The following is a 21,361-nucleotide window of genomic DNA, read 5'->3' on the forward strand; positions in this document are numbered from 1 at the left end:
TCGTAGATTAAGATCCTGTTAGACAAAGTTAATTATGGGTAATACCCAAACTTTCACGTAATAGATTCAGGCGTTCAATATCACCATCACTGGCAGCCTGTTGAAGAGATTTCGTTGGTGTGTGAATTAGACGATTCATCAATTGATGTGAGAGTTGCTGAATAACTTTTTCTGCATCTGCTCCATTTTGTATCAATGTGATGGCTTTTTCTGTCATTTCTGCACGTAACATTTCAGCGCTGTCTCGATATTCTCGAATCGCACCCACAGCACCTTGCGCTCGTAGCCAATCCATAAATTGTCCACTTTCTTGTTGAACAATATGTTCGGCTTGAATAGCGGCCGCTTGGCGTTGTTCGCGGTTATGTTGAATAATCGCTTCTAAATCATCGACACTATAAAGGTAGACGTTATTGAGTTTTTCAACATCTTGTTCAATATCTCGCGGAACCGCAATATCCACCAGCAACATAGGTTGATTGCGACGCTTTTTAAGCGCCCTTTCAACCATTCCTTTACCAATAATAGGCAAAGGACTTGCGGTAGAACTAATAACAATATCAGCTTGCGATAGACATTCATCAATCTCTGATAATGTAATAACATCTGCATCGACTTCATTGGCTAAACGCTGAGCACGCTCTTTAGTTCGGTTAGCAATAATGATTTTTTTAACTTGATGCTCACGAAGATGACGAGCGACTAATTCTATCGTTTCACCGGCGCCGACCAATAAAATAGTCAAAGAGGATAACGATTCGAAGATTTGACGCGCTAAAGTACAAGCGGCAAAAGCAACAGAAACTGCATTGGCACCGATTTGTGTCTCTGTTCTCACTCTTTTCGCAACTGAAAAAGACTTCTGAAACAAACGTTCCAGCTCTGAAGAGAGCGAGTCATAATTTTGGGAATCGGCAAAGGCTTTTTTAACTTGCCCTAAAATTTGAGGTTCACCTAATACGAGAGAATCTAAACCGCTTGCCACTCGCATTAAGTGGCTAACTGCTTGATTATCTTGATGCCAATAAACACTACTTTTTAGCTCACTTGGCTCTATTTGGTGATATTGACATAACCAGCGAATAAGCTGTTCATGGCTATTTTCTTTGTCTTCCATACTGAGATAAAGCTCAGTACGGTTACAAGTGGACAGCACAACACCGCCTCTGACAGCCGGTTGCTGTAAGAGGTTATTTAAGGCATCACCCATGGTATCGGGAGAAAAAGAAACTTTCTCACGTAAAGCAACGGGGGCTGTTTTATGATTAATACCTAATGCTAATAACGTCATATCAACTATATCGAGTTATGAATAAATACCGCCTCGCGACTTGACTTAGTGTAAACCTAAAACAGCGCATTTAGTATGGACTCTTCATTTCCGCCATTCTACTTGATGAACAGATTCAATAAAAGAGCTTACTTGAGTGATAGGAGATTTCTATACACAATTTAACGAAATATCGTTATATCATAAGGTTTATGATACTCTTTTTTTTAACTAATAACGAATTAAAGGAATGTCTCAGCTATGCGTTCACGCTTTTTTTCAACCAAACAACTCCTGCGTATCATCCCGCTTACGGCGTTGTTGCTGAGTGCCTGTAATCTAAATCAGATAAAGACACAAGGCTCTGCGTCTGATAACGATGTGCAATGGCAAGCTCGCCAACAAGCATTAAAGAAAATTTCACAATATGAAACTCGAGGTGCTTTTGCTTATATCGAAGATACAAACAAAACCTATGCCCGATTCTATTGGCAAGACAAAGCAGATGAGCGTTATCGTTTATTATTGACTAATCCGCTAGGTACCACCGAGCTTGATTTAAATGTTATGCCAGGTGTCATTGAAGTCACCGATAATAAAGGTAAAAAGTATTATAGCGATAATCCAGCAGAGATGATTTATCAACTTACTGGTATGGTTATTCCACTGAAAAATCTACGTGCATGGCTTGTTGGTTTACCGGGTGATGCAACTAATTTTGAGTTAGATGCAAATCACTTATTAAAATCGGTCACATTACCCGCCCCCGAAGGTGATTGGCTTGTGACTTACCAAGCTTATGATTCAAGCACTACCCCTAACCTGCCACAACGTCTTGAGTTAAAACAAGGCGAACGCATTATCAAATTAAAAATGGATAACTGGGATATACAGCAATGACTCTAAGTTGGCCTTCTCCTGCCAAATTAAACCTTTTTCTCTATATCACAGGGAAACGTTCGGATGGTTATCATAATCTACAAACGTTATTCCAATTTTTAGATTATGGCGATACATTAACGATTACTCCTCGTGATGATACCCAGTTAACTATCTTAACGCCGATTGAGGGTGTGGAAGATAAAGATAATTTAATTATTAAAGCGGCTAAATTACTGCGTGATTATTGTCAACAACATAATATTCCTTTGCAGTATCAAGGCGCAGATATCAGTGTTGATAAAAAGTTGCCAATGGGTGGTGGCTTAGGTGGAGGCTCTTCTAACGCAGCGACCACATTAATTGCACTTAATTACCACTGGCAAGCGGGTTTAAGTGATGAAACCTTAGCCAAATTAGGAGTAAGTTTAGGGGCTGATGTCCCTGTTTTTGTGAAAGGTCATGCTGCGTTCGCCGAAGGCGTTGGTGAAATTTTGACCCCAGCAGAGCCAAAAGAGCAATGGTATTTGGTCGCACACCCCGGAATTTCCATTCCAACCCCGACAATCTTCACAGATCCAGAATTAAAACGTAATTCTCCTATTCGCTCTCTTGGCGCATTATTAAAGGCTCCGTTCGAGAATGACTGTGAAATGATCGCAAGAAAACGTTTTCGTGAGGTTGAATATCTGCTTTCGTGGCTGTTAGAATATGCACCGTCACGCTTAACTGGGACAGGTGCCTGTGTGTTCGGTGAGTTCGAATCACAAGTTGCCGCTAGTGAAGTGTTAATTAACGCCCCTGAGTGGGTGCATGGGTTTGTAGCGCAAGGCGTCAACATTTCTCCTCTGCATTTATTCCGCTCAAGGATACCTGTGTTATTGCACCCGTAAGATGATGTTTACAAACCCTATGTTCATAAACACGTTCTTTACAGGTCAACAATATCTCTCTCTGGACGCAAGCCTGAGGTTTTTCTCGTGCCCGATATGAAGCTTTTTGCTGGTAACGCAACCCCGGAACTGGCTCAACGTGTTGCCAACCGACTCTACACTAGCCTAGGAGACGCGGCTGTAGGTCGTTTTAGCGACGGTGAAGTCAGTGTGCAAATCAACGAAAACGTACGTGGTGGTGATGTATTTATCATTCAATCAACCTGTGCACCTACTAATGATAATTTAATGGAATTAGTGGTCATGGTTGACGCATTACGTCGAGCTTCCGCTGGTCGTATCACTGCTGTTATTCCTTACTTCGGTTATGCCCGTCAGGATCGCCGTGTTCGTTCAGCCCGTGTTCCTATTACGGCAAAAGTTGTTGCGGATTTCTTATCTAGTGTAGGCGTAGACCGTGTTTTAACCTGTGACTTACACGCAGAACAAATCCAAGGGTTCTTTGATGTACCGGTTGACAATGTCTTCGGCAGCCCAATTCTTTTAGAAGATATGCTTCAAAAAGATTTGGACAACCCTATTGTTGTTTCTCCAGATATTGGCGGTGTTGTTCGCGCTCGTGCTATCGCTAAACTGCTAAACGATACTGATATGGCTATCATTGATAAACGTCGCCCTCGCGCTAACGTTTCTCAAGTTATGCATATTATCGGTGATGTTGCTAACCGCGACTGTATCCTTGTTGACGATATGATCGACACAGGTGGTACATTGTGTAAAGCAGCTGAAGCGCTGAAAGAACGTGGTGCTAAACGCGTATTTGCTTACGCAACTCACCCAATCTTCTCTGGTAATGCTGTTGAGAACATCAAAAGCTCTGTTATTGATGAAGTGGTTGTCTGCGATACAATTCCATTGTCAGCAGAAATCAAAGCATTAAATAAAGTCCGTTCATTGACTCTTTCTGGCATGCTGGCTGAAGCAATTCGCCGTATTAGCAATGAAGAGTCAATCTCTGCGATGTTTGAACATTAATTTGTTATAACATTCATTGCAATTTGAGATAACTAAACCCGCTATAGCGTTTGTTATAGCGGGTTTTTTGTTACCGTTCTCCAAAAACAAGGTAGTTTAGGCAATAAAAAAACCCGCCAAAATATCAACGGGTCTATTGATGTGTATTACTCTCATAATGATGGCAGTTATTCACTTAACACCAGTTTATCTTAAACTTAGTTATTATTTTTTATCTATTCTGATATTAATTGTATTAACAATATTATGGATAACGGTGATTATCATGGCGACGATAACGTTCATCATGATTACGTAACCACCAATACCTTTCTGCTATTGTTTCTCTACCACCGATACGGGCACCTGCTAGCCAAACCAGGGCACCGATAAAGATCCCCATTAAAGAGATATCTGCTAAAAACTCAGGTAATCCTAAAGGGAAGATATGACTAAGAAGGGTATAACCAAGACTACCGAGCATCACAACCATCCCCGTAGCCATACATAAATTACCAACTGCAAATGCATGTTTATATTTCATGTTGCACCTCCAAGCGCGTCGTCAGACGATTCAACACCAAAATACATCGAATAACCTTTTATTCATTGCAGTTATTATAGCCATAAATACTCAGAAGGTATTGTCGAAGCGATCACATCGTTCTGATATTTATTGACAAATCTTCACAAAAAATGTGTTTTTTTATTTTCAAAGTAAAAAATAACGCTGTTTTTATCACTTTCGCTCTTTTTGTTAAATTAAAATAAGGATATTTCCTCTCCCCTCCATTTCTAAAAAACATTCTATGCAATCTATTTTGTGCTTCTGTGCTTAGACAGGTAAACTATGGGCTTTCTTTTAAGACGATAACAGTGAAAGGCTATTGTGAGTAAAATTAAACTTATCGTCGGGTTAGCAAACCCCGGTGCAGATTATGCCCAGACTCGCCATAATGCGGGTGCTTGGTATGTAGATTTATTGGCTCAACGTCATCAGCAATCTCTAAAAGAAGAGAGCAAATTCTTTGGTTACACCGCACGCATTAATTTAAATGGTAATGACGTTCGTTTATTAGTTCCGACCACTTTTATGAATTTGAGTGGTAAAGCGGTACAAGCAATGGCGAACTTTTATCGTATTGAACTTGATGAAATTTTAGTTGCACATGATGAACTCGATTTACCGCCCGGTGTTGTCAAAATGAAATTAGGTGGTGGTAATGGTGGCCATAACGGATTAAAAGACATTCAAAGTAAGTTTAGCAATAATCCAAATTTCTATCGTTTACGCATTGGTATTGGCCACCCTGGTGATAAAAATAAAGTTGTTGGCTTTGTATTAGGCAAACCACCAATGAGTGAACAAAAATTAATTGATGACGCTATCGATGAAGCCCTTTCATGCACAGATATTTTAATGCGTGATGGTTATGAAAAAGCAATAAACCGCTTACATAGCTTTAAAGCATAATCATTACATTGATAAATTAAGCGATTTCAATATTCAGAGGGTAAAATACCCTCTTCTTTTGTGCGATTAATCCCTGATGATTTAATCAAACAGGGATTTGCTCTATAATAGCGCCAAATTTTTTTTAACAGCACACAACAGGAATACTCCCTCCTGTTGTTTTTATGTGACAAGGTGAACGTTTATGGGATTTAAATGTGGTATCGTCGGTCTGCCTAACGTAGGGAAATCTACACTGTTTAATGCCTTAACTAAGGCAGGTATTGAGGCAGCCAACTTCCCATTCTGTACTATCGAACCAAACACAGGTGTTGTTCCAATGCCTGATCCTCGCTTAGATAAACTGGCTGAAATTGTTAAGCCACAGCGTATTTTACCCACAACAATGGAATTTGTTGATATTGCAGGCTTAGTAAAAGGCGCATCTAAAGGTGAAGGTTTAGGTAACCAATTCCTAACGAATATCCGTGAAACTGAAGCGATTGGTCATGTGGTTCGTTGCTTTGAAAATGACAATATCATTCACGTTGCAGGTAAAGTTGATCCTGCTGAAGATATCGAAACTATCAACACTGAATTAGCACTTTCTGACTTAGATACCTGTGAACGTGCAATGCACCGTAATCAGAAAAAAGCAAAAGGTGGCGATAAAATTGCTAAAGCAGAAATGGAAGTGTTAGAAAAATGTTTACCACATTTAGAAAACGCTGGCATGTTACGCGCTTTAGATTTAACGGAAGAAGAAAAAGCAACGATTCGTTATTTAAGCTTCTTAACGTTAAAACCAACAATGTATATTGCAAACGTTAATGAAGATGGTTTTGAAAATAACCCATATCTTGAAACTGTTCGCAAAATCGCAGAAGCAGAAGGTTCTGTGGTTGTTCCTGTTTGTGCTGCTATCGAAGCAGACATTGCTGAGTTAGAAGATGCAGAACGCGAAGAATTTATGCAAGATTTAGGTATTGAAGAGCCTGGCTTAAACCGTGTTATTCGTGCGGGTTACTCATTACTGAACTTACAAACTTACTTCACAGCTGGCGTTAAAGAAGTACGTGCATGGACAATCCCTGTAGGAGCAACAGCACCACAAGCTGCAGGTAAAATCCATACTGACTTTGAGAAAGGTTTTATCCGTGCTCAAACTATCGCTTATAACGACTTTATCACTTACGGTGGTGAACAAGGTGCGAAAGAAGCAGGTAAAATGCGTGCAGAAGGTAAAGAATATATCGTTCAAGATGGCGATGTAATGAACTTCTTGTTTAACGTTTAATTAAATAAAAATATTAACCGTTCTCTAAAAGCCTTATGTTTTCATAAGGCTTTTTTTCCTAATTAACTTAAAATTATTCTATATGCATTTATGAAAACTCATATTATAAAAAAACTAAAAGATTTAAAAATAAAAAATATAATTAGTCGATTCTATAATAGACAAATAATATAAAAAATATTTTTTATATTTAGACTTTCACCCATAAACTGAGTATAGAAAACCATCCCCTAATATATCTTATTTTAATAGAAAAAATAAAAATGTATAAAAATCATTTTTAATTATCTTGACAAAATAAAAACAGAATCAATTCTCCCATAACCAATATCAAAAATAGCTATAGATAACATAAAAATAATAGATTTTGCAAACTTAATTAACTCTAATAATAAAAAATAACATCTAGTTAATTTATAATTATAAAACTATCACCCTCTATTTAATTACAATTAAAACATTTGAAATACTTATGAATTAGGATAATACTTAATTTGACAATCGATTAATGATTGTTACTTATTAAATAAAGGAATAGCTTTACCATGAATAATCATTTTCAATCTAATGTGCGAGATAATAGTGATATAACACACAATAAAAATCATCATTGCCAATGTGGACAAGAAATAATAACTAACTTAAATAATTATATTAGTAAACACCCCGAATGTACTATTTATCAAAATTCATTAATGAGTAGTTTAATTGCAGGTGTATATGACAGCAATATCACTATTGCTGATTTATTAAAGCATGGTGATTTTGGTTTAGGAACTTTTGAACAACTTGATGGCGAGCTAGTTGCATTCGACAATAATGTTTTTCAATTACGCTCTGATGGTAGCGCACGTCAGGCATTAAATTCTCAAAAATCCCCTTTTGCTGTAATGACATTTTTTAATTGTGATATTGAACATCACTTTTCTTATGGTGCATCGCAAAAAGAAATACACAATGTAATTAATCAGTATGTTCCTTCCGACAATCTATTTTGCGCAATCAGAATTGAAGGCGAATTTGAATTAGTTAAAACACGCACAGTTCCTCGCCAAACTCCTCCCTACCTTCCAATGTTAGAGGCTATCGAGGATCAGCCTATTTTCACATTTCATAATGAAACAGGAACTATTGCGGGTTTTCGCTCCCCACAATTTACGCAAGGAATAAATGTTGCAGGGTTTCATGAACATTACATTAATCAACAACGCCAAGGCGGTGGTCATGTCCTTGATTATTATTTAAAACAAGGCACCTTACAGATCGGTGTTATTTCCCGTCTTACCATTGATTTACCCAGCCATTCCACCTTTCTACAAGCAAATTTAATGCCGGACAATCTTCATCAAGCAATAGAACAAGCCGAAAATTAATTTAAATAACGCTTAACTTTATTCTTAATCTTATTTTTATTCACTTGCAAAATTAAAGAAGGTTATATGAACACTCCTCATTGGAAATGTGGTGCAGATTTAATTGTCAAACAATTAGAACAACATGGCATTAAACAAGTGTTTGGTATTCCAGGTGCAAAAATAGATCGTGTATTTGATTCTCTTGTCGATTCAACTATTGAAACGGTGGTGGTTCGTCATGAAGCTAACGCCGCCTTTATGGCCGCAGCGGTTGGTCGTTTAACGGGTAAAGCGGGAGTGGCTATCGCAACATCGGGGCCGGGTTGCTCTAACCTTGCGACAGGTATTGCAACAGCAACATCTGAAGGCGATCCGTTAGTTGCATTAGGAGGCTCAGTAAAATCCGCAGATAGATTAAAATTGGTTCATCAAAGCATGGATACCGTTACTATGTTTAATCCTATTACTAAATTTTGCGCAGAAATTGATTCAGCAAAATCAATTTCTGAAACCATGGCTAATGCTTTTCGCCATGCGGAATCAGGAAGACCGGGTTCGGCTTTTTTAACTTTTCCAATGGATATTTTAAATAATGAAGTTAATAGCCCAATATTAGTACCCAAATCAAAATCCAATATTGGGAGTGCAAATAATGATGCCATCCAAGAAGCCGTTAAATTATTGCAGCATGCTAAAAGCCCAGTTATTTTATTAGGGCTACAAGCTAGTTATCCTGAAAATGCATTAGCATTACAAAAGCTACTTGATATTTGTCCTCTCCCGATTGTAGGTACTTATCAATCAGCAGGTGCGATTGCTCAACGCCATTTTCCTTTATTTGCTGGCCGTATTGGCTTATTTAATAATCAACCAGGTGATGAGTTATTATCTCATGCCGATTTAGTGATTACTTTGGGTTATAGCCCTATAGAATATGAGCCATCATTATGGAATTACAATAATGCCAATATTATTCATATAGATGAGATCCCTGCTGAAATTGATTTAGCTTACTGCCCTGATTTAGAATTAACCGGTAATATCAAATTAACAATTGATAATTTAACTCAGTATTTTGCTAAACAATCTACATCCCAAATTACACTCTCAAATAATACTCATCACATCCTTGAGAAAATTCGCCACCAAAGAGAAATTCTGCAACAAAATAGTTATTTTCGGCATGGTTCTCCTATTCACCCTTTAACCATCATTCATGAGATGCAAAACATTATTGATAACGATGTAACACTCTGTATTGATATGGGGAGTTTTCATATATGGCTTGCACGTTATCTTTATAGTTTTAGAGCAAGACAAATGCTGATTTCTAATGGACAACAAACCATGGGTGTTGCATTACCTTGGGGAATTGGTGCTTCTTTTGTCCGGCCTTCTGATAAAATTATTTCTGTTTCTGGTGATGGTGGTTTTATGCAATCGTCCATGGAGCTAGAAACTGCGGTTCGTTTAAATACTAATATCTTACATATTATTTGGGTGGATAACGCTTATAACATGGTAGAAATGCAAGAGCAAAAAAAATATGGCCGTTATTCTGGTGTAAAATTTGGGGCAATTGATTTTAAACGTTACGCTAGATCCTTCGGTGCTAAAGGGTTTTCTGTTGAATGTGCTTCTCAATTACGTACCGTTTTACATGAAGCGATGGCTGTTGATGGCCCCGCTGTTCTCGCTATTCCTGTCGATTATCGTGATAATGCTAAATTAATGGAACATATTGATTATAATTTGATTATTTAGTTATTTTACTTAAATGTCGTGTTATTAAAAATAGGGGTGAGCATTTTCCACTCATCCTTATTCCTCTCTTTGTTTTTCTTCCTATCTTATTCTTTTGATACAAAACAATTTCATTGTTAATAAAAAGTTATTATCTATTTCTTCTTTCGTTTTTTTTATTAATAATACGTTATGCGATTTTTGTGCATAAAAATGAAAATAGATAATATAAAGTAAGCTAGGTCTTAGCTGACACAGTCATTTTAGTGCTTACAATAACCATATAAATTAAATATAGACTTTCAGTTATTAGGATAATCACGATGTCTCACACCTCATTACTTTCTTCCCATGCTCGATTTATTCCACTTCGCCTTCTTCCTAATGAAGATGTGATTATGGCATTACGACAGATGATGAAGGAACAAAACCTAAAATCAGCATTTATTGCAGGTTGTGTGGGAAGTTTAACCGATGTGGTATTACGCTTTGCAGGACGCGAAGAAAATCGCTATCTTACAGGTAAATTTGAGATTATTTCACTAATTGGAACATTAGATGACCAAGGTGAACATTTGCATTTAGCAATCTCAGATGAAAATGGATTAATGTGTGGTGGACATATGATGCCAGGTTGTACAGTGCGCACGACGCTAGAGCTCGTTATTGGTGAGTTAGAGCAAGTGACTTTTAGCCGTCAGCCTTGTGAACACTCTGGTTATGAGGAGTTGGTCATCACACCGCGTAAATAGCTTTTTTATAAAAAATCGTTATATATGCAAAACAATAAAACCAATAGTCACTATCCTTTGTAAAGGTTTTTAAACTATGTCTACAACTCCTCAAATTTCGAGTCGCACACTCGTGCTAATTGTTGTATCTATTGCAATAAATATGATCGGCGGCCAAATTACCTCAATGGTAAAACTCCCTATATTTTTAGATTCTATCGGTACACTAATTTGTGCCTTATTAGGTGGCCCATGGGTCGCATTATTCACTGGATTATTAACCAATCTATTATGGGGATTAATCAGTGGTCCAATGGCGGCCGCATTTGCTCCGGTTGCCATGATGATAGGATTAAGTGCGGGTTTATTGGCTCGTGCAGGTGGTTTTCGTTCTTTAATTCGCGTTATTGGTTCAGGTATTGTCATTACTTTAGCGTTAATGATTGTCGCTGTTCCAATTCGTACTTATCTATTTGGTGGCGCAACTGGTAGCGGTGCTGATTTCTTTGTTGCTTATTTTCATGCTGTAGGTGAAGGGCTTATTGAGTCTGTTGCCATTACTGTATTAGGAGCAAATCTCGCAGATAAAATCTTATCTGCAATTATCGCTTGGTTATTAGTGCGTCAATTACCACAACGAACACAACGTAATTTCCCTGCGATTGCCAAGGTTCGCTAATAATGCATCCATTTACCTCATTGGCATTATGGCTTTGGCTAAGTGCTAGTGTGCTTTTTTTATCATTAGGCTTACCACTGCTGATAATCAGCAGTGGTATTTTTATTAGCTTATTAATTTGGAAAGCATCTCGCTGGCGTTGGCGTTTTATTGCTTGGTTAATGATCCCTATGGCAATCGGATTATGGTTAGTCCATAGTGGCTGGCTAGCTTATTGGTTAACAGGAGGATCTTTAGATACCAGTAAACAAACTATGGCAATAACGTTATGGTTAAGATTATTAGCAATAATAAGTGGCGCTCAACTGTGGTTACAATACACATCAACAGAGCAATTTATTAGAGCGTTATTTGCTAGCCGTTTACCTATGAGCCTTTCCTATTTATTAGCAGGACCTTTGTTGCTTGTAGAACAATTACGCCAACAATTACACAATATAAGAGAGGCGCAATTAGCGCGAGGTGTTCCTCTTGATGGAACATTTTGGCAACGTCTCATCACATTACCCGCTATTATTCTGCCTCTTATTAGTCATGTATTAAGTGATTTAACGATTAGAAGTGCTGCATTAGATATGCGAGGATTTCGTATTATTAAAAAACGGACAACTTTATATCCTCCAGCAGATACGCCACTTCAAATGATGCTTCGCTACTTGATTTTATTGCTTATTTTGTTTGAAGGAGGTATTTGGCTATGGTACTAAATCTTCAGCAATTGAGTTTTATCCCCACTGGCGACGAACAGCCTATTCTTGGCCCTATCGATTTGCAGTTAAAACAAGGGGAATGGCTTGTGATTTTAGGGGGTAATGGCAGCGGAAAAAGCCTTCTTGCACAATTACTAGCAGGTTGGTATCCCGATTTATTAACAGGTTCAGTACAAGGCATGGGAATTGTACAAAATATTGCTCTCGATAAAAGCCGATTAGTGTCGCTAGCACCCGGACGACAACTCGTTCAACAATCACCACAATTACAACTTTCAGGATGTGCATTCACCGTAGAGCAAGAAATTGCCTTTGGCCCTGAAAATTTGGGATTGAGCGATAATGAAATTCGATTTCGAGTAAAAGAAGCTATGGCATTAACACAATGTGAATGCTTGCGTTTTCGCCACCCTTCAACCCTTTCTGGCGGTGAAGCTCAACGCGTTGTCATAGCAAGTGCGCTTGCTATGCACCCAAAATTATTATTACTTGATGAAGCTTTTAGTCGCTTAACACCCAATGCAACCCAACAATTACAGCAACGCATAAAACACTATGCAAAAGAGCATAAATGCAGTGTCGTCATTTTTGAACGCAATTTATTACCTGCAATAAGTCTGAGTGAACAATTTTTATTATTGGAGGCGGGAAAAGTGAAGGCAAAAGGTACTTTAGACTCTATTTTTCCATTCTTGTTTTCAACGATTAATGCTCCAGACGCATGGCAAGCTTTACATTGGTTAATTGAAAACCATCATTGGAATAAGAATATTGTAAATAATGACAAAGCCTTGCTTAATGCTTTTAAGGAATTTTATGTTACAGCTCAATAATGTAACTTATCGCTGGAGCGATGATGTTCCGCCTTGTATCTCTCAATTATCCTTAACCTTAAATCAAGGCGAATGGATAACCTTAGTCGGTGATAATGGAGCGGGTAAATCTACCTTATTACGATTAATTGCAGGACTATTAACGCCCAACGAAGGTGATATAACACTCAATAATCAGTCACTATTTCAACTAAAAGCACAACAGCGCGCTCATTATATTGGAGTGTTATTTCAAGAGCCTGAACGACAAATTTTTCATAATACGGTTGAAAAAGAGATCACTTTTGGTTTAAAGCTACGTAAATTTCCGAAAAAAGAAATTAAAAAATGTTTAGATGAAACACTGTCGCTTTGTGGTTTAAGTGATGTTGCAGATGTTCATCCTTTAGATTTACATGCAGGCCAGCGTAGGATGGTTGCTGTTGCAAGTTTAAGTATTTTATCACCTAAAATATTATTACTTGATGAACCCACTCGTGATTTTGATGCACATTGGTTAAGCTGTTTTGAGAATTGGCTTCAGGTACAAAAAACATTAGGTACAACAGTATTGGCTATTAGTCATGATCTTGATTTTACTGCTCGCCATTTTCAGAGAGTTATCCATTTATCTTCAGGTAAATTAATTGCCGATGGCTCCCCTGATAAAGTGCTAATGGATTCAACACTGCAATCCCTTACTGATATTCCTGCGCCTACGCTATACTCATTAAGTCAGAAACTGAAATTACCAATTAAAAATACGCCTATTGAATGGGCGATAATGTTAACTGAAATGAATAAGAATTCTAAAATAAGCTCATAATAATCTTAATATTTATCACTGTTATTGTGTTTATTTGTAAGTAGTTGGAGATAATTAAATGGAAATTATTCACACTTTATTCGACGCCTTAAGTCACTTATCTCCTATTACTCTATTCTTATCGATTATTTTAATCACAGCAGGAAAATCAACCATAGGTATTTCTTCATTTTTGCCCCCCGCATCTTTAATGTTGCTCTTTATTTTTGGTGCTTGTTTACCGCTTTATTCTCCTATATTTCTTTGGTTAGCCACCAGTTGTGGTGCTCTATTAGGTTCAATTTTAAGCTATGAGTTGGGGCGTTCTATCTATCGTTTTCCTCGCCTTAAAATATGGGTTAATCGTTATCAGTCAAAAATTAATCGCATTCAACAATTATTAAAAAATAAAACTCACTATATTTTGTTTATCTCTCGATTCTTAGCTGTTTTTCGCTATTTAACCCCCTTTAGTGCTGGCTTATTAAAACTATCTGCATATGGTATTTATATCACCAGCACCATTTCTGCCTTGGTCTGGTCTGCAATGTTTGTTTTAATCGCAACAGGTGTACTTACTTTTGCTTTATAAGTGGCAAATTAGCACTTAATTTTAATCTTTCTATTAATACTAAAAGTGGTCTATTTTCTTTTTACATAATCATATTGTTTAAATATCTTCTGACCTCTCTTTTTTTCATTTTATTTTTAATTATCGATAAATAGGCTATTTTTTAGCTTCTTTTATCTTTTCTTCCATGCTTTATTGATATTTTCTTTCGCATTTTGTGCCTATCACCATAATTATGATTAAAATTTGCATAATTACTATGGTGATCACAATTTGTTACCTTCTTGTTTTAATTTCATTACGTCACGTCACAATTTCTTAACACTCCTTATTTCTATAAAAGTTGTCATGTTGTATACAAGTTGGTGTGAAACATTCACCTGCGTTTTTATGTACAGGAACAACATCATGAGAATAAGAAAAACAAAGCTTGCCATCGGTATTGTTGCTGTTATTGCGGTTGTCTCATTAGCAATAGCTGGCAAAAAAGAAAATGCGAATAAACAATTTCTCTCTGTAGCAACCGCTTCAACAGGAGGAACGTATTATCCGATGGGAGTGGGATTAGCAAATGTATGGAGCACGCACCTTAAGGATAGAGGCGTTCAAGTAACAGGGCAATCTTCGGCAGGATCGATAGAAAACATCTATTTAATGCAAAAAAATGAAGCTCAGCTCTCTATTTTACAAAGTCTTTTAGCTGTGGAAGCTTATGAAGGTGTGCGTAATTTTGAAGGTAAACCAGAAAGAAATTTGCGCTCAATTTCTATGTTGTGGCCTAATGTCGAACACTTTGTTTTAATGAATGACAAAGTAAAAACTGGCACATTAGATGATATTCGTGCAACAAGTTTTTCTGTTGGCCCTCAAGCGAGTGGGACAGAGCAATCAACGATTATCATTCTTAAAGGTGTTAATTTAACCAAGAAAGATATTACCCCTGAATATCTTGGGTATGGAGACACTGTTTCTGCCATGCGAGATGGCCGTCTTGACGGTGGTGCATTACCTGCTGGTGTCCCAGCTTCAGCCGTCACCGATATGTATGCCAGTGGTGTCAGCGCAAAACTACTCGAAGTCACAGATAAACAACTTGATGATATCAATCATGTGGCAAATTCATGGTTTCGTTTTGAAATACCCGCGGATACCTACCCTCGCCAAACTGAAATGGTCAATACGATAGCCCAACCTAATATCTTAATGGCCACAACCAGCATTGATAATGACTTAGTTTATGAGCTAACAAAAACTATGTTTGAGAACCTTCCTGAAGTTCATCAAGTTCATAGCGCAGCTAAGTACATCACCACAGAAAATGCATTAAAAGGTGTTTCTGTGCCATTACATTTAGGGGCTTACCGCTATTACAAAGAAATCGGATTAGAGATCCCTGATTATCTTATTCCACCAGAAGCTCAAACGCAGACTAATAATAAATAACAGGAGTGAGTTATGACTAATAATGACCACCTAACTCCGGTAGAGCCACCTGCATTAGATAAAGAAGCAAGCTCTGGCAATCGCCAACTTGCAGGCATTTACCTGAAAATCACCACGACTCTTGCAATATTAATTTCACTTTATGCGATTTATTCTAACGCATTATCAAATACTCAAGAGTTTTACCGTAATACTATTTTTCTTAGTGGTATTTTAATTTTAGGCTTTATTTTATTTCCATTCTCTAAGCGTTTTTCCACACCTAAATTTAATGGTTGGGATTATCTTTTTATTGCTTTAACATTAATCAGTTATGGCTATTTTTTCTTTAATTACGTAGATCTTCATGTAGTAAGAAAAAGCATTCCAAATACTACTGATTATGCCATGGCTATATTAGGTATTATCGTACTGTTTGAAGCTGCAAGAAGAACTACTGGTTATTTCATTCCAGGGCTTGCAACTTTTGCCATTATCTATGCTTTATTTGGTCAGTATTTTATGGGTATTTTCGGTCATGCAGGATTTTCTGTAGAAAGATTGTTATACCGTTTATTTATGACCAGTGAAGGGATTTTTGGTATTACCCTTTCAACGGCCTCCACCGCGATTGTGGTCTTTATTCTCTTTGGTTCATTCTTGAGTGTCAGTGGTGCTACTGCTTTATTTAATGATTTAGCGCTGGCTATCGCAGGTCGTCGTCGTGGTGGGCCAGCCCAAGTTGCGGTTATTTCATCTGCATTAACAGGCTCTTTAAGCGGAAGTGCTGTTGCTAACGTAGCAACAACGGGGACTTTCACCATTCCTTTAATGAAAAGTATTGGATTAACACCGCGTTTTGCTGGAGCTGTAGAAGCAACTGCATCGACGGGTGGCATGATCATGCCTCCGATTATGGGTGCAGCCGCATTTATTATGGCTGGCTTTTTAGGAATTTCATATACCACCATTGTTATTGCAGCCATTATTCCAGCACTGTTGTATTACGCCGCATTAATTATGGCCATTGACATTGAAGCCAAGAAACAAGGGTTAAAGGGGTTAAGTAAAGAAAATATTCCACAAGTTAAAGCCGTATTAAAAGCCCGAGGCTTACTGTTATTACCATTGGTTATTGTCATTGGAACCTTATTAGTAGGTAAAACACCTATTTATGCTGGCTTCTTAGGTATTCTAACCATTATTGTTGCAAGTTGGATAACACCCGATAAAACTGTTCGTATGACTTTAACTAAAGTGGCTGACGCCTTAGCTGAAGCGGCTCGTGGGTCAGTTCAAGTAACGGTCGCTTGCGCAGCTATTGGCGTGATTATCTGTGTAGTTACAATGACGGGTATCGGAGCAACATTGGCCTTTAATATCGTCTCAATGACGGATAATACACTATGGATGATATTATTAGTTGTCATGCTGGTGTGTATTGTATTAAGTATGGGGTTACCTTCAACCGCTTTATATATCGTCGTTGCCGTTACAGTGTCACCTATTTTAATTAAAGCTGGCGTTATGCCTTTAGCGGCTCATTTCTTTGTATTCTGGTTTGGCGCACTATCCAATATTACACCTCCTGTTGCCTTAGCCAGTTATACTGCCGCCAGTATTGCAAGAGCAGACCCTATGCAAACATCATGGGATGCGGTTCGTTTAGCACTTCCCGGTTTTATTATTCCGTTTATTTTAGTCTATAACCCTGCTTTATTAATGCAAGGTGATAATTTAGGTGTACTTTCTATTGGATTAATGATTATTACTGCATTAGTCGGAATTTATGCACTAAGTATCGCAACAGCAAACTTCTGGATGATTAAAACAACGTGGTTTGAGCGTATTGCATTTGCTGCTGCGGCAATTTTAATGATTAAACCGGGCTTATATACCGACCTTTTAGGTGTTGCCTTGATCCTATTAACTGGTGCATTCCATCTATTACGGTCTAAAAAACAGTTAGCTAATATGGGGCATGCATCTGGAGAAAACTAGATGATACAAAAGATCTCACGCCAAAAAGCGTCGCATCAAATTCTTGAGCAAATAAAGCAAAATATTAGTAACGGGACATACCCTATTGGTGAAAAGTTACCTTCTGAAAATGTACTCGCTGATGCCTTTGGCGTCAGTCGAGTCCCGATCAGAGAAGCATTAGGTGTCTTAGAAGCCAGTGGCATTGTGACTTCACGCCAAGGAGGTGGTCGCCGTGTAATTGACCATTCTATACTCAGTAAATATGAGCCATTAGTCATGGAAATTGCTTGCCCTGAAGAGATAGATTCACTACTTGAGATGCGTGAGGTCATTGAACATGAAGCGGCAGCTATTGCCGCTTTACGCCGAACACCAGAAGAATTACGCGCTATCGAAAATGCCCACGATGCCTTTGTTTTAGCAACAAGACAAAACAAAAGTATTGGCCATGAAGAAGACTATCAATTTCATCGTTCTATTATGGTTGCCGCACACAATCCTTTTTTTGTCAGGATCTTAGATAATATGCATGAGCTTTATCTTGGTGTCTTAATGTATTCATTAAGTCAAAATAAAGGGCGAGAGACAGAAACAGAGCGTGTTATTGCAGAGCATGAAGCGATTGTTGAAGCAATACGCCAACAAGATCACGATGAAACAAGCTATAAAATGCGTCTTCATTTAACGAATGTACGTGGCAAATTAAAGCGCTTACAACAAGAACCTTGTTAATTTAAAATTTATAAAATGGATAAGATTATGACGTATGACGTGATTATTATTGGTGCGGGATTAGTCGGATTAGGGGTTGCAAGTGCGCTACAAGAAAGTCAACCTGAACTAAAACTACTGGTGATTGATAAAGAATCCGGCCCTGCGGCTCATCAAAGTGGACATAACAGTAATGTTGTTCATTCTGGTATTTATTATACACCGGGGAGCCTTAAAGCAAGGCTGGCTAAACAAGGCAATATCACCACTTATGCGTTTTGCCAACAACATAATCTTTATTACGATCGTTGTGGCAAAGTGATTGTCGCTACCAATGAAAAAGAGCTAAATGCGTTAGAAAACATTTATCAACGTGGCATTGATAATGGGCTTGAAGTTATCAAAATGACTGAAAGTGAACTGAAAGCTAGAGAGCCTTATGTTAATGGTATTGCTGCATTATTAGTTCCTGATGCAGGGATTGTTAATTATCCCGAAATAGCAGCAAAACATGTTGAAATTATTAAATCTCGTGGTGGTAAATTTACGTTTGGCCAAGCTGTAACATCGATCAATGAAACGGATGATAATGTCACAGTAACGACATCCAATGAGCAATTTACAGGTAAATGGTTGATTAATTGTGCAGGATTATTTAGTGATCGTATTGCTAAAATGGCAGGTTATGACACAGGTATGAAGATAGTCCCATTCCGTGGTGAATACTTTATGCTTAATGCCAATAAAAACTACTTAGTCAACCACCTAATTTATCCCGTTCCTAACCCTGATTTTCCATTCTTAGGCGTACACTTCACACGCATGTATAACGGACATCGTGATGTTGGGCCTAATGCGGTATTAGCGTTTAAGCGCGAAGGCTATAAAAAAAGCGATATTAATTTAAAAGATCTCGCCGAAGTGCTCACTTATAAGGGCTTTTGGAAAATTGCAGGTAATTATTTAGGTGAAGGAATGGCCGAACTTCGTCGTTCATATTCTCGCAAATTATTTACTGCGAATGCGCAAAAATTAATTCCTGATTTACATGAAGCAGATATTCATCCTGGTCCTGCGGGAGTTCGTGCTCAGGCATTAACTCGTGAAGGAAAATTAGTAGATGATTTCCATTTTGTGAAAGGTAAGCGTTCATTACATGTGTGTAATGCCCCATCACCTGCTGCAACGGCATCTATTGAAATAGGTAGAGAAATTGTTAGAGAACATTTTTCTTTGTAAAACAAAATTACAACACTATTCAAAATCATTTATATAATTATCATTATGAGCGCTTGATCATTTTATCAAGCACTCATATATTGTATAAATACTTAAATTTATTTAACGATTAAATAATAGATAATATTTTATATTAGGAGGTTTAATTGTCATTTTGCAAAAGTTGCGGAAATAAAACATCAGAACTTGATAAGTTTTGCTCTTCCTGTGGTTATGCTAAAGATGTTAACTCCATCACCTCTAGAGATAACAACATTAATGCTATTAACTCTGAAATAAAAAATAATAATATTCATATTGGTGACACGTATACGTATTCTGATAAAGTTGATCCCTCAACCCTTAATTTAACACGTTCTTTCATTAAGCCATTCTGGTCAAAAAATAAGATTTTAGCCAAACGAACTACTTTTGTTAGCCTAGGATCGATAGGTAGCATTGCTAGTATACTTAGTCTTTATTTATCATTTCCTTCAAACAACGCTATAACACAAATTACTACAACAATTTTTACTGTTTTTTTTATAATGATGCTTTCTATTGGATTATATATTAAACGTTCAAGATTTCAGCATCTTATTGGTTTAGTTAACTTAGAAACTAACGAGAGAGATGATATATATCTAACAAGAATAACTTGTGATTGCCCATGGTGTAATTCCAAAATGAAATTAAGAATGATAGGCCCTAAAGAAAATAAAAGACACCAATTATTATGTCAACGAAACCCATCACAACATCGGATCCTTTTTGATCCAACAGCCTTATCTGATATTGACGATAATTAAGATATTTTATTGTTTTCTTTTAATGCTTCATTCATTAACCACTGCTGAAATATTTCCATTGATGCGGTCATTGGTTTTGATTTTAAATACGTTAACCAATACTTCCCCAATTCAACTTCTATTTTAAAAGGTTGTATTAGCTGACCGCTTTCTATTTCTCTTGAAAACATATTTGCGGGCGCTAATGCAACTCCACCTTCATAAATCGCGCTTTCTACCATTAAACGTGAAGAATCAAAAATAGAACCTGTTATTTTTATCGGCGATATATCTGCTTTTTCAAACCATTGTGACCATTCATCTTCTCGATAAGAACGATATAAGTTTTCATTTATTAAGTCAGTTGGATAATGTAACCGTTCTGCTGTTTTTGGTGAGCACAAAACTGTTAATGGTGCAGAGAATAAAGCTTTATTATGGGTTAGAGGCCATAGTCCTTCACCAAATCGAATGGCAAAATCAAGTCCTTCAGTTGCCAAATTAACCACATTGTTATTTGTTCTTAAATTCACTTCTATTCTTGGATATTGTTGCTTAAATTCAGCCAATCGAGGTAATAACCAGCCAATAGCAAATGTTCCCACAGTGGCAATCGAAACAACATCACGATATTCACCTCGTTCGAACTGTTTAAACACCCGTTCGATATCACTAAATGCGGTTGTTAATACCGAAAATAAGATCTGTGCATCATCTGTCATCTCCAAACCACGAGGCAAACGCTTAAAAAGCATCACGCCCAATCGTTCTTCTAGCATTCTCACCTGTTGACTCACTGCGCCTTGGGTGACATAGAGTTCTAATGCAGCTTTGGTAAAATTAAGGTGTCTTGCGGATGCTTCAAAAGCGCGTAGTGCGTTGAGGGGAAGATGTGTTCGCATAATATTCTTAGCCATTAGATTTTCTATAGGCTAAGGCGATTTATTATCGATTGTCAATAAATCAATTAAATAGGATATTGCACCTGATAAATAAACAGCGTCACATACTGTCGATAACCGTCTAT

21 protein-coding genes are annotated in these 21,361 nt (G+C 37.4%); 18 read left to right on the plus strand and 3 right to left on the minus strand.

Annotation, left to right across the window (positions count from 1 at the left end; translation table 11 throughout):
* Positions 1-28 precede the first annotated feature (28 nt).
* The gene (hemA, locus tag GTH24_RS10340; protein WP_072068236.1) at positions 29-1,291 is read right to left on the minus strand and encodes a glutamyl-tRNA reductase; all 1,263 of its coding nucleotides are present in this window, start codon (positions 1,289-1,291) and stop codon (positions 29-31) included.
* Between the two features lie 240 nt (positions 1,292-1,531).
* Here hemA and lolB point away from each other — a divergent pair, with 240 nt between their 5' ends.
* The 3 genes from lolB to prs all read left to right on the plus strand — a co-directional run bounded on the left by lolB (position 1,532) and on the right by prs (position 4,077).
* On the plus strand, positions 1,532-2,170 hold the full coding sequence (gene lolB, locus GTH24_RS10345; RefSeq protein ID WP_072068237.1) for a lipoprotein insertase outer membrane protein LolB: 639 nt from the start codon (positions 1,532-1,534) through the stop codon (positions 2,168-2,170).
* A complete protein-coding gene (gene ispE / locus GTH24_RS10350) occupies positions 2,167-3,042 on the plus strand; it encodes a 4-(cytidine 5'-diphospho)-2-C-methyl-D-erythritol kinase (protein WP_072068238.1) in 876 nt (291 codons plus the stop codon). The genes lolB and ispE overlap by 4 nt, the downstream gene beginning before the upstream one ends.
* Before the next feature lie 87 nt (positions 3,043-3,129).
* Positions 3,130-4,077: a ribose-phosphate diphosphokinase gene (prs, locus tag GTH24_RS10355; RefSeq protein ID WP_036912921.1), complete on the plus strand. Its 948-nt coding sequence runs from the start codon at positions 3,130-3,132 to the stop codon at positions 4,075-4,077.
* Positions 4,078-4,321: 244 nt separating this feature from the next.
* On the opposite strand, the gene ychH is transcribed toward prs, so the two are convergent.
* Positions 4,322-4,600: a stress-induced protein YchH gene (gene ychH / locus GTH24_RS10360; RefSeq protein ID WP_072068239.1), complete on the minus strand. Its 279-nt coding sequence runs from the start codon at positions 4,598-4,600 to the stop codon at positions 4,322-4,324.
* Between the two features lie 345 nt (positions 4,601-4,945).
* Here ychH and pth point away from each other — a divergent pair, with 345 nt between their 5' ends.
* From pth to GTH24_RS10435, 15 genes are all read left to right on the plus strand, one after another.
* On the plus strand, positions 4,946-5,530 hold the full coding sequence (pth, locus tag GTH24_RS10365; protein WP_072068240.1) for an aminoacyl-tRNA hydrolase: 585 nt from the start codon (positions 4,946-4,948) through the stop codon (positions 5,528-5,530).
* A 184-nt stretch (positions 5,531-5,714) separates the two neighbouring features.
* On the plus strand, positions 5,715-6,806 hold the full coding sequence (gene ychF / locus GTH24_RS10370) for a redox-regulated ATPase YchF (RefSeq protein WP_072064039.1): 1,092 nt from the start codon (positions 5,715-5,717) through the stop codon (positions 6,804-6,806).
* Positions 6,807-7,351: 545 nt separating this feature from the next.
* Positions 7,352-8,179 (plus strand): acetolactate decarboxylase, encoded by an 828-nt coding sequence (budA, locus tag GTH24_RS10375; protein WP_072068241.1) that lies wholly within the window; start codon positions 7,352-7,354, stop codon positions 8,177-8,179.
* Between the two features lie 66 nt (positions 8,180-8,245).
* The gene (gene alsS, locus GTH24_RS10380; protein WP_072068242.1) at positions 8,246-9,925 is read left to right on the plus strand and encodes an acetolactate synthase AlsS; all 1,680 of its coding nucleotides are present in this window, start codon (positions 8,246-8,248) and stop codon (positions 9,923-9,925) included.
* Positions 9,926-10,218: 293 nt separating this feature from the next.
* Positions 10,219-10,656, plus strand: a complete 438-nt coding sequence (locus tag GTH24_RS10385) for a PPC domain-containing DNA-binding protein (protein ID WP_176694686.1) — start codon at positions 10,219-10,221, stop codon at positions 10,654-10,656.
* A 76-nt stretch (positions 10,657-10,732) separates the two neighbouring features.
* Positions 10,733-11,314 (plus strand): ECF transporter S component, encoded by a 582-nt coding sequence (locus GTH24_RS10390; RefSeq protein ID WP_072068244.1) that lies wholly within the window; start codon positions 10,733-10,735, stop codon positions 11,312-11,314.
* Between the two features lie 2 nt (positions 11,315-11,316).
* A complete protein-coding gene (locus GTH24_RS10395) occupies positions 11,317-12,021 on the plus strand; it encodes an energy-coupling factor transporter transmembrane component T (RefSeq protein WP_072068245.1) in 705 nt (234 codons plus the stop codon).
* Complete coding sequence (locus GTH24_RS10400; RefSeq protein WP_164526370.1) at positions 12,012-12,857, plus strand: energy-coupling factor ABC transporter ATP-binding protein; 846 nt, start codon at positions 12,012-12,014, stop codon at positions 12,855-12,857. Before GTH24_RS10395 ends, GTH24_RS10400 begins: the two co-directional genes overlap by 10 nt.
* Positions 12,841-13,662 (plus strand): energy-coupling factor ABC transporter ATP-binding protein, encoded by an 822-nt coding sequence (locus tag GTH24_RS10405; RefSeq protein WP_164526371.1) that lies wholly within the window; start codon positions 12,841-12,843, stop codon positions 13,660-13,662. Before GTH24_RS10400 ends, GTH24_RS10405 begins: the two co-directional genes overlap by 17 nt.
* A 58-nt stretch (positions 13,663-13,720) precedes the next feature.
* Complete coding sequence (locus GTH24_RS10410) at positions 13,721-14,233, plus strand: DedA family protein (protein ID WP_072068248.1); 513 nt, start codon at positions 13,721-13,723, stop codon at positions 14,231-14,233.
* Positions 14,234-14,620: 387 nt separating this feature from the next.
* Positions 14,621-15,655, plus strand: a complete 1,035-nt coding sequence (locus GTH24_RS10415; protein WP_072068249.1) for a TAXI family TRAP transporter solute-binding subunit — start codon at positions 14,621-14,623, stop codon at positions 15,653-15,655.
* A gap of 12 nt (positions 15,656-15,667) precedes the next feature.
* Positions 15,668-17,635, plus strand: a complete 1,968-nt coding sequence (locus GTH24_RS10420) for a TRAP transporter permease (protein WP_072068250.1) — start codon at positions 15,668-15,670, stop codon at positions 17,633-17,635.
* Complete coding sequence (locus tag GTH24_RS10425) at positions 17,636-18,349, plus strand: FadR/GntR family transcriptional regulator (protein WP_072068251.1); 714 nt, start codon at positions 17,636-17,638, stop codon at positions 18,347-18,349. It begins immediately after the preceding gene.
* A gap of 15 nt (positions 18,350-18,364) precedes the next feature.
* Positions 18,365-19,567 carry an L-2-hydroxyglutarate oxidase gene (lhgO, locus tag GTH24_RS10430; RefSeq protein ID WP_164526372.1) on the plus strand — a complete coding sequence of 401 codons (1,203 nt, stop codon included), beginning with the start codon at positions 18,365-18,367 and terminating at the stop codon, positions 19,565-19,567.
* Positions 19,568-19,713: 146 nt separating this feature from the next.
* Positions 19,714-20,355, plus strand: a complete 642-nt coding sequence (locus GTH24_RS10435) for a hypothetical protein (RefSeq protein ID WP_164526373.1) — start codon at positions 19,714-19,716, stop codon at positions 20,353-20,355.
* Here GTH24_RS10435 and GTH24_RS10440 read toward each other — a convergent pair.
* Positions 20,352-21,236: a LysR family transcriptional regulator gene (locus GTH24_RS10440; RefSeq protein WP_164526919.1), complete on the minus strand. Its 885-nt coding sequence runs from the start codon at positions 21,234-21,236 to the stop codon at positions 20,352-20,354. The genes GTH24_RS10435 and GTH24_RS10440 overlap by 4 nt on opposite strands.
* Positions 21,237-21,361: the final 125 nt, after the last annotated feature.

Origin of the sequence: Proteus vulgaris (assembly GCF_011045815.1) — a bacterium.
Lineage (GTDB): Bacteria > Pseudomonadota > Gammaproteobacteria > Enterobacterales > Enterobacteriaceae > Proteus > Proteus vulgaris_B.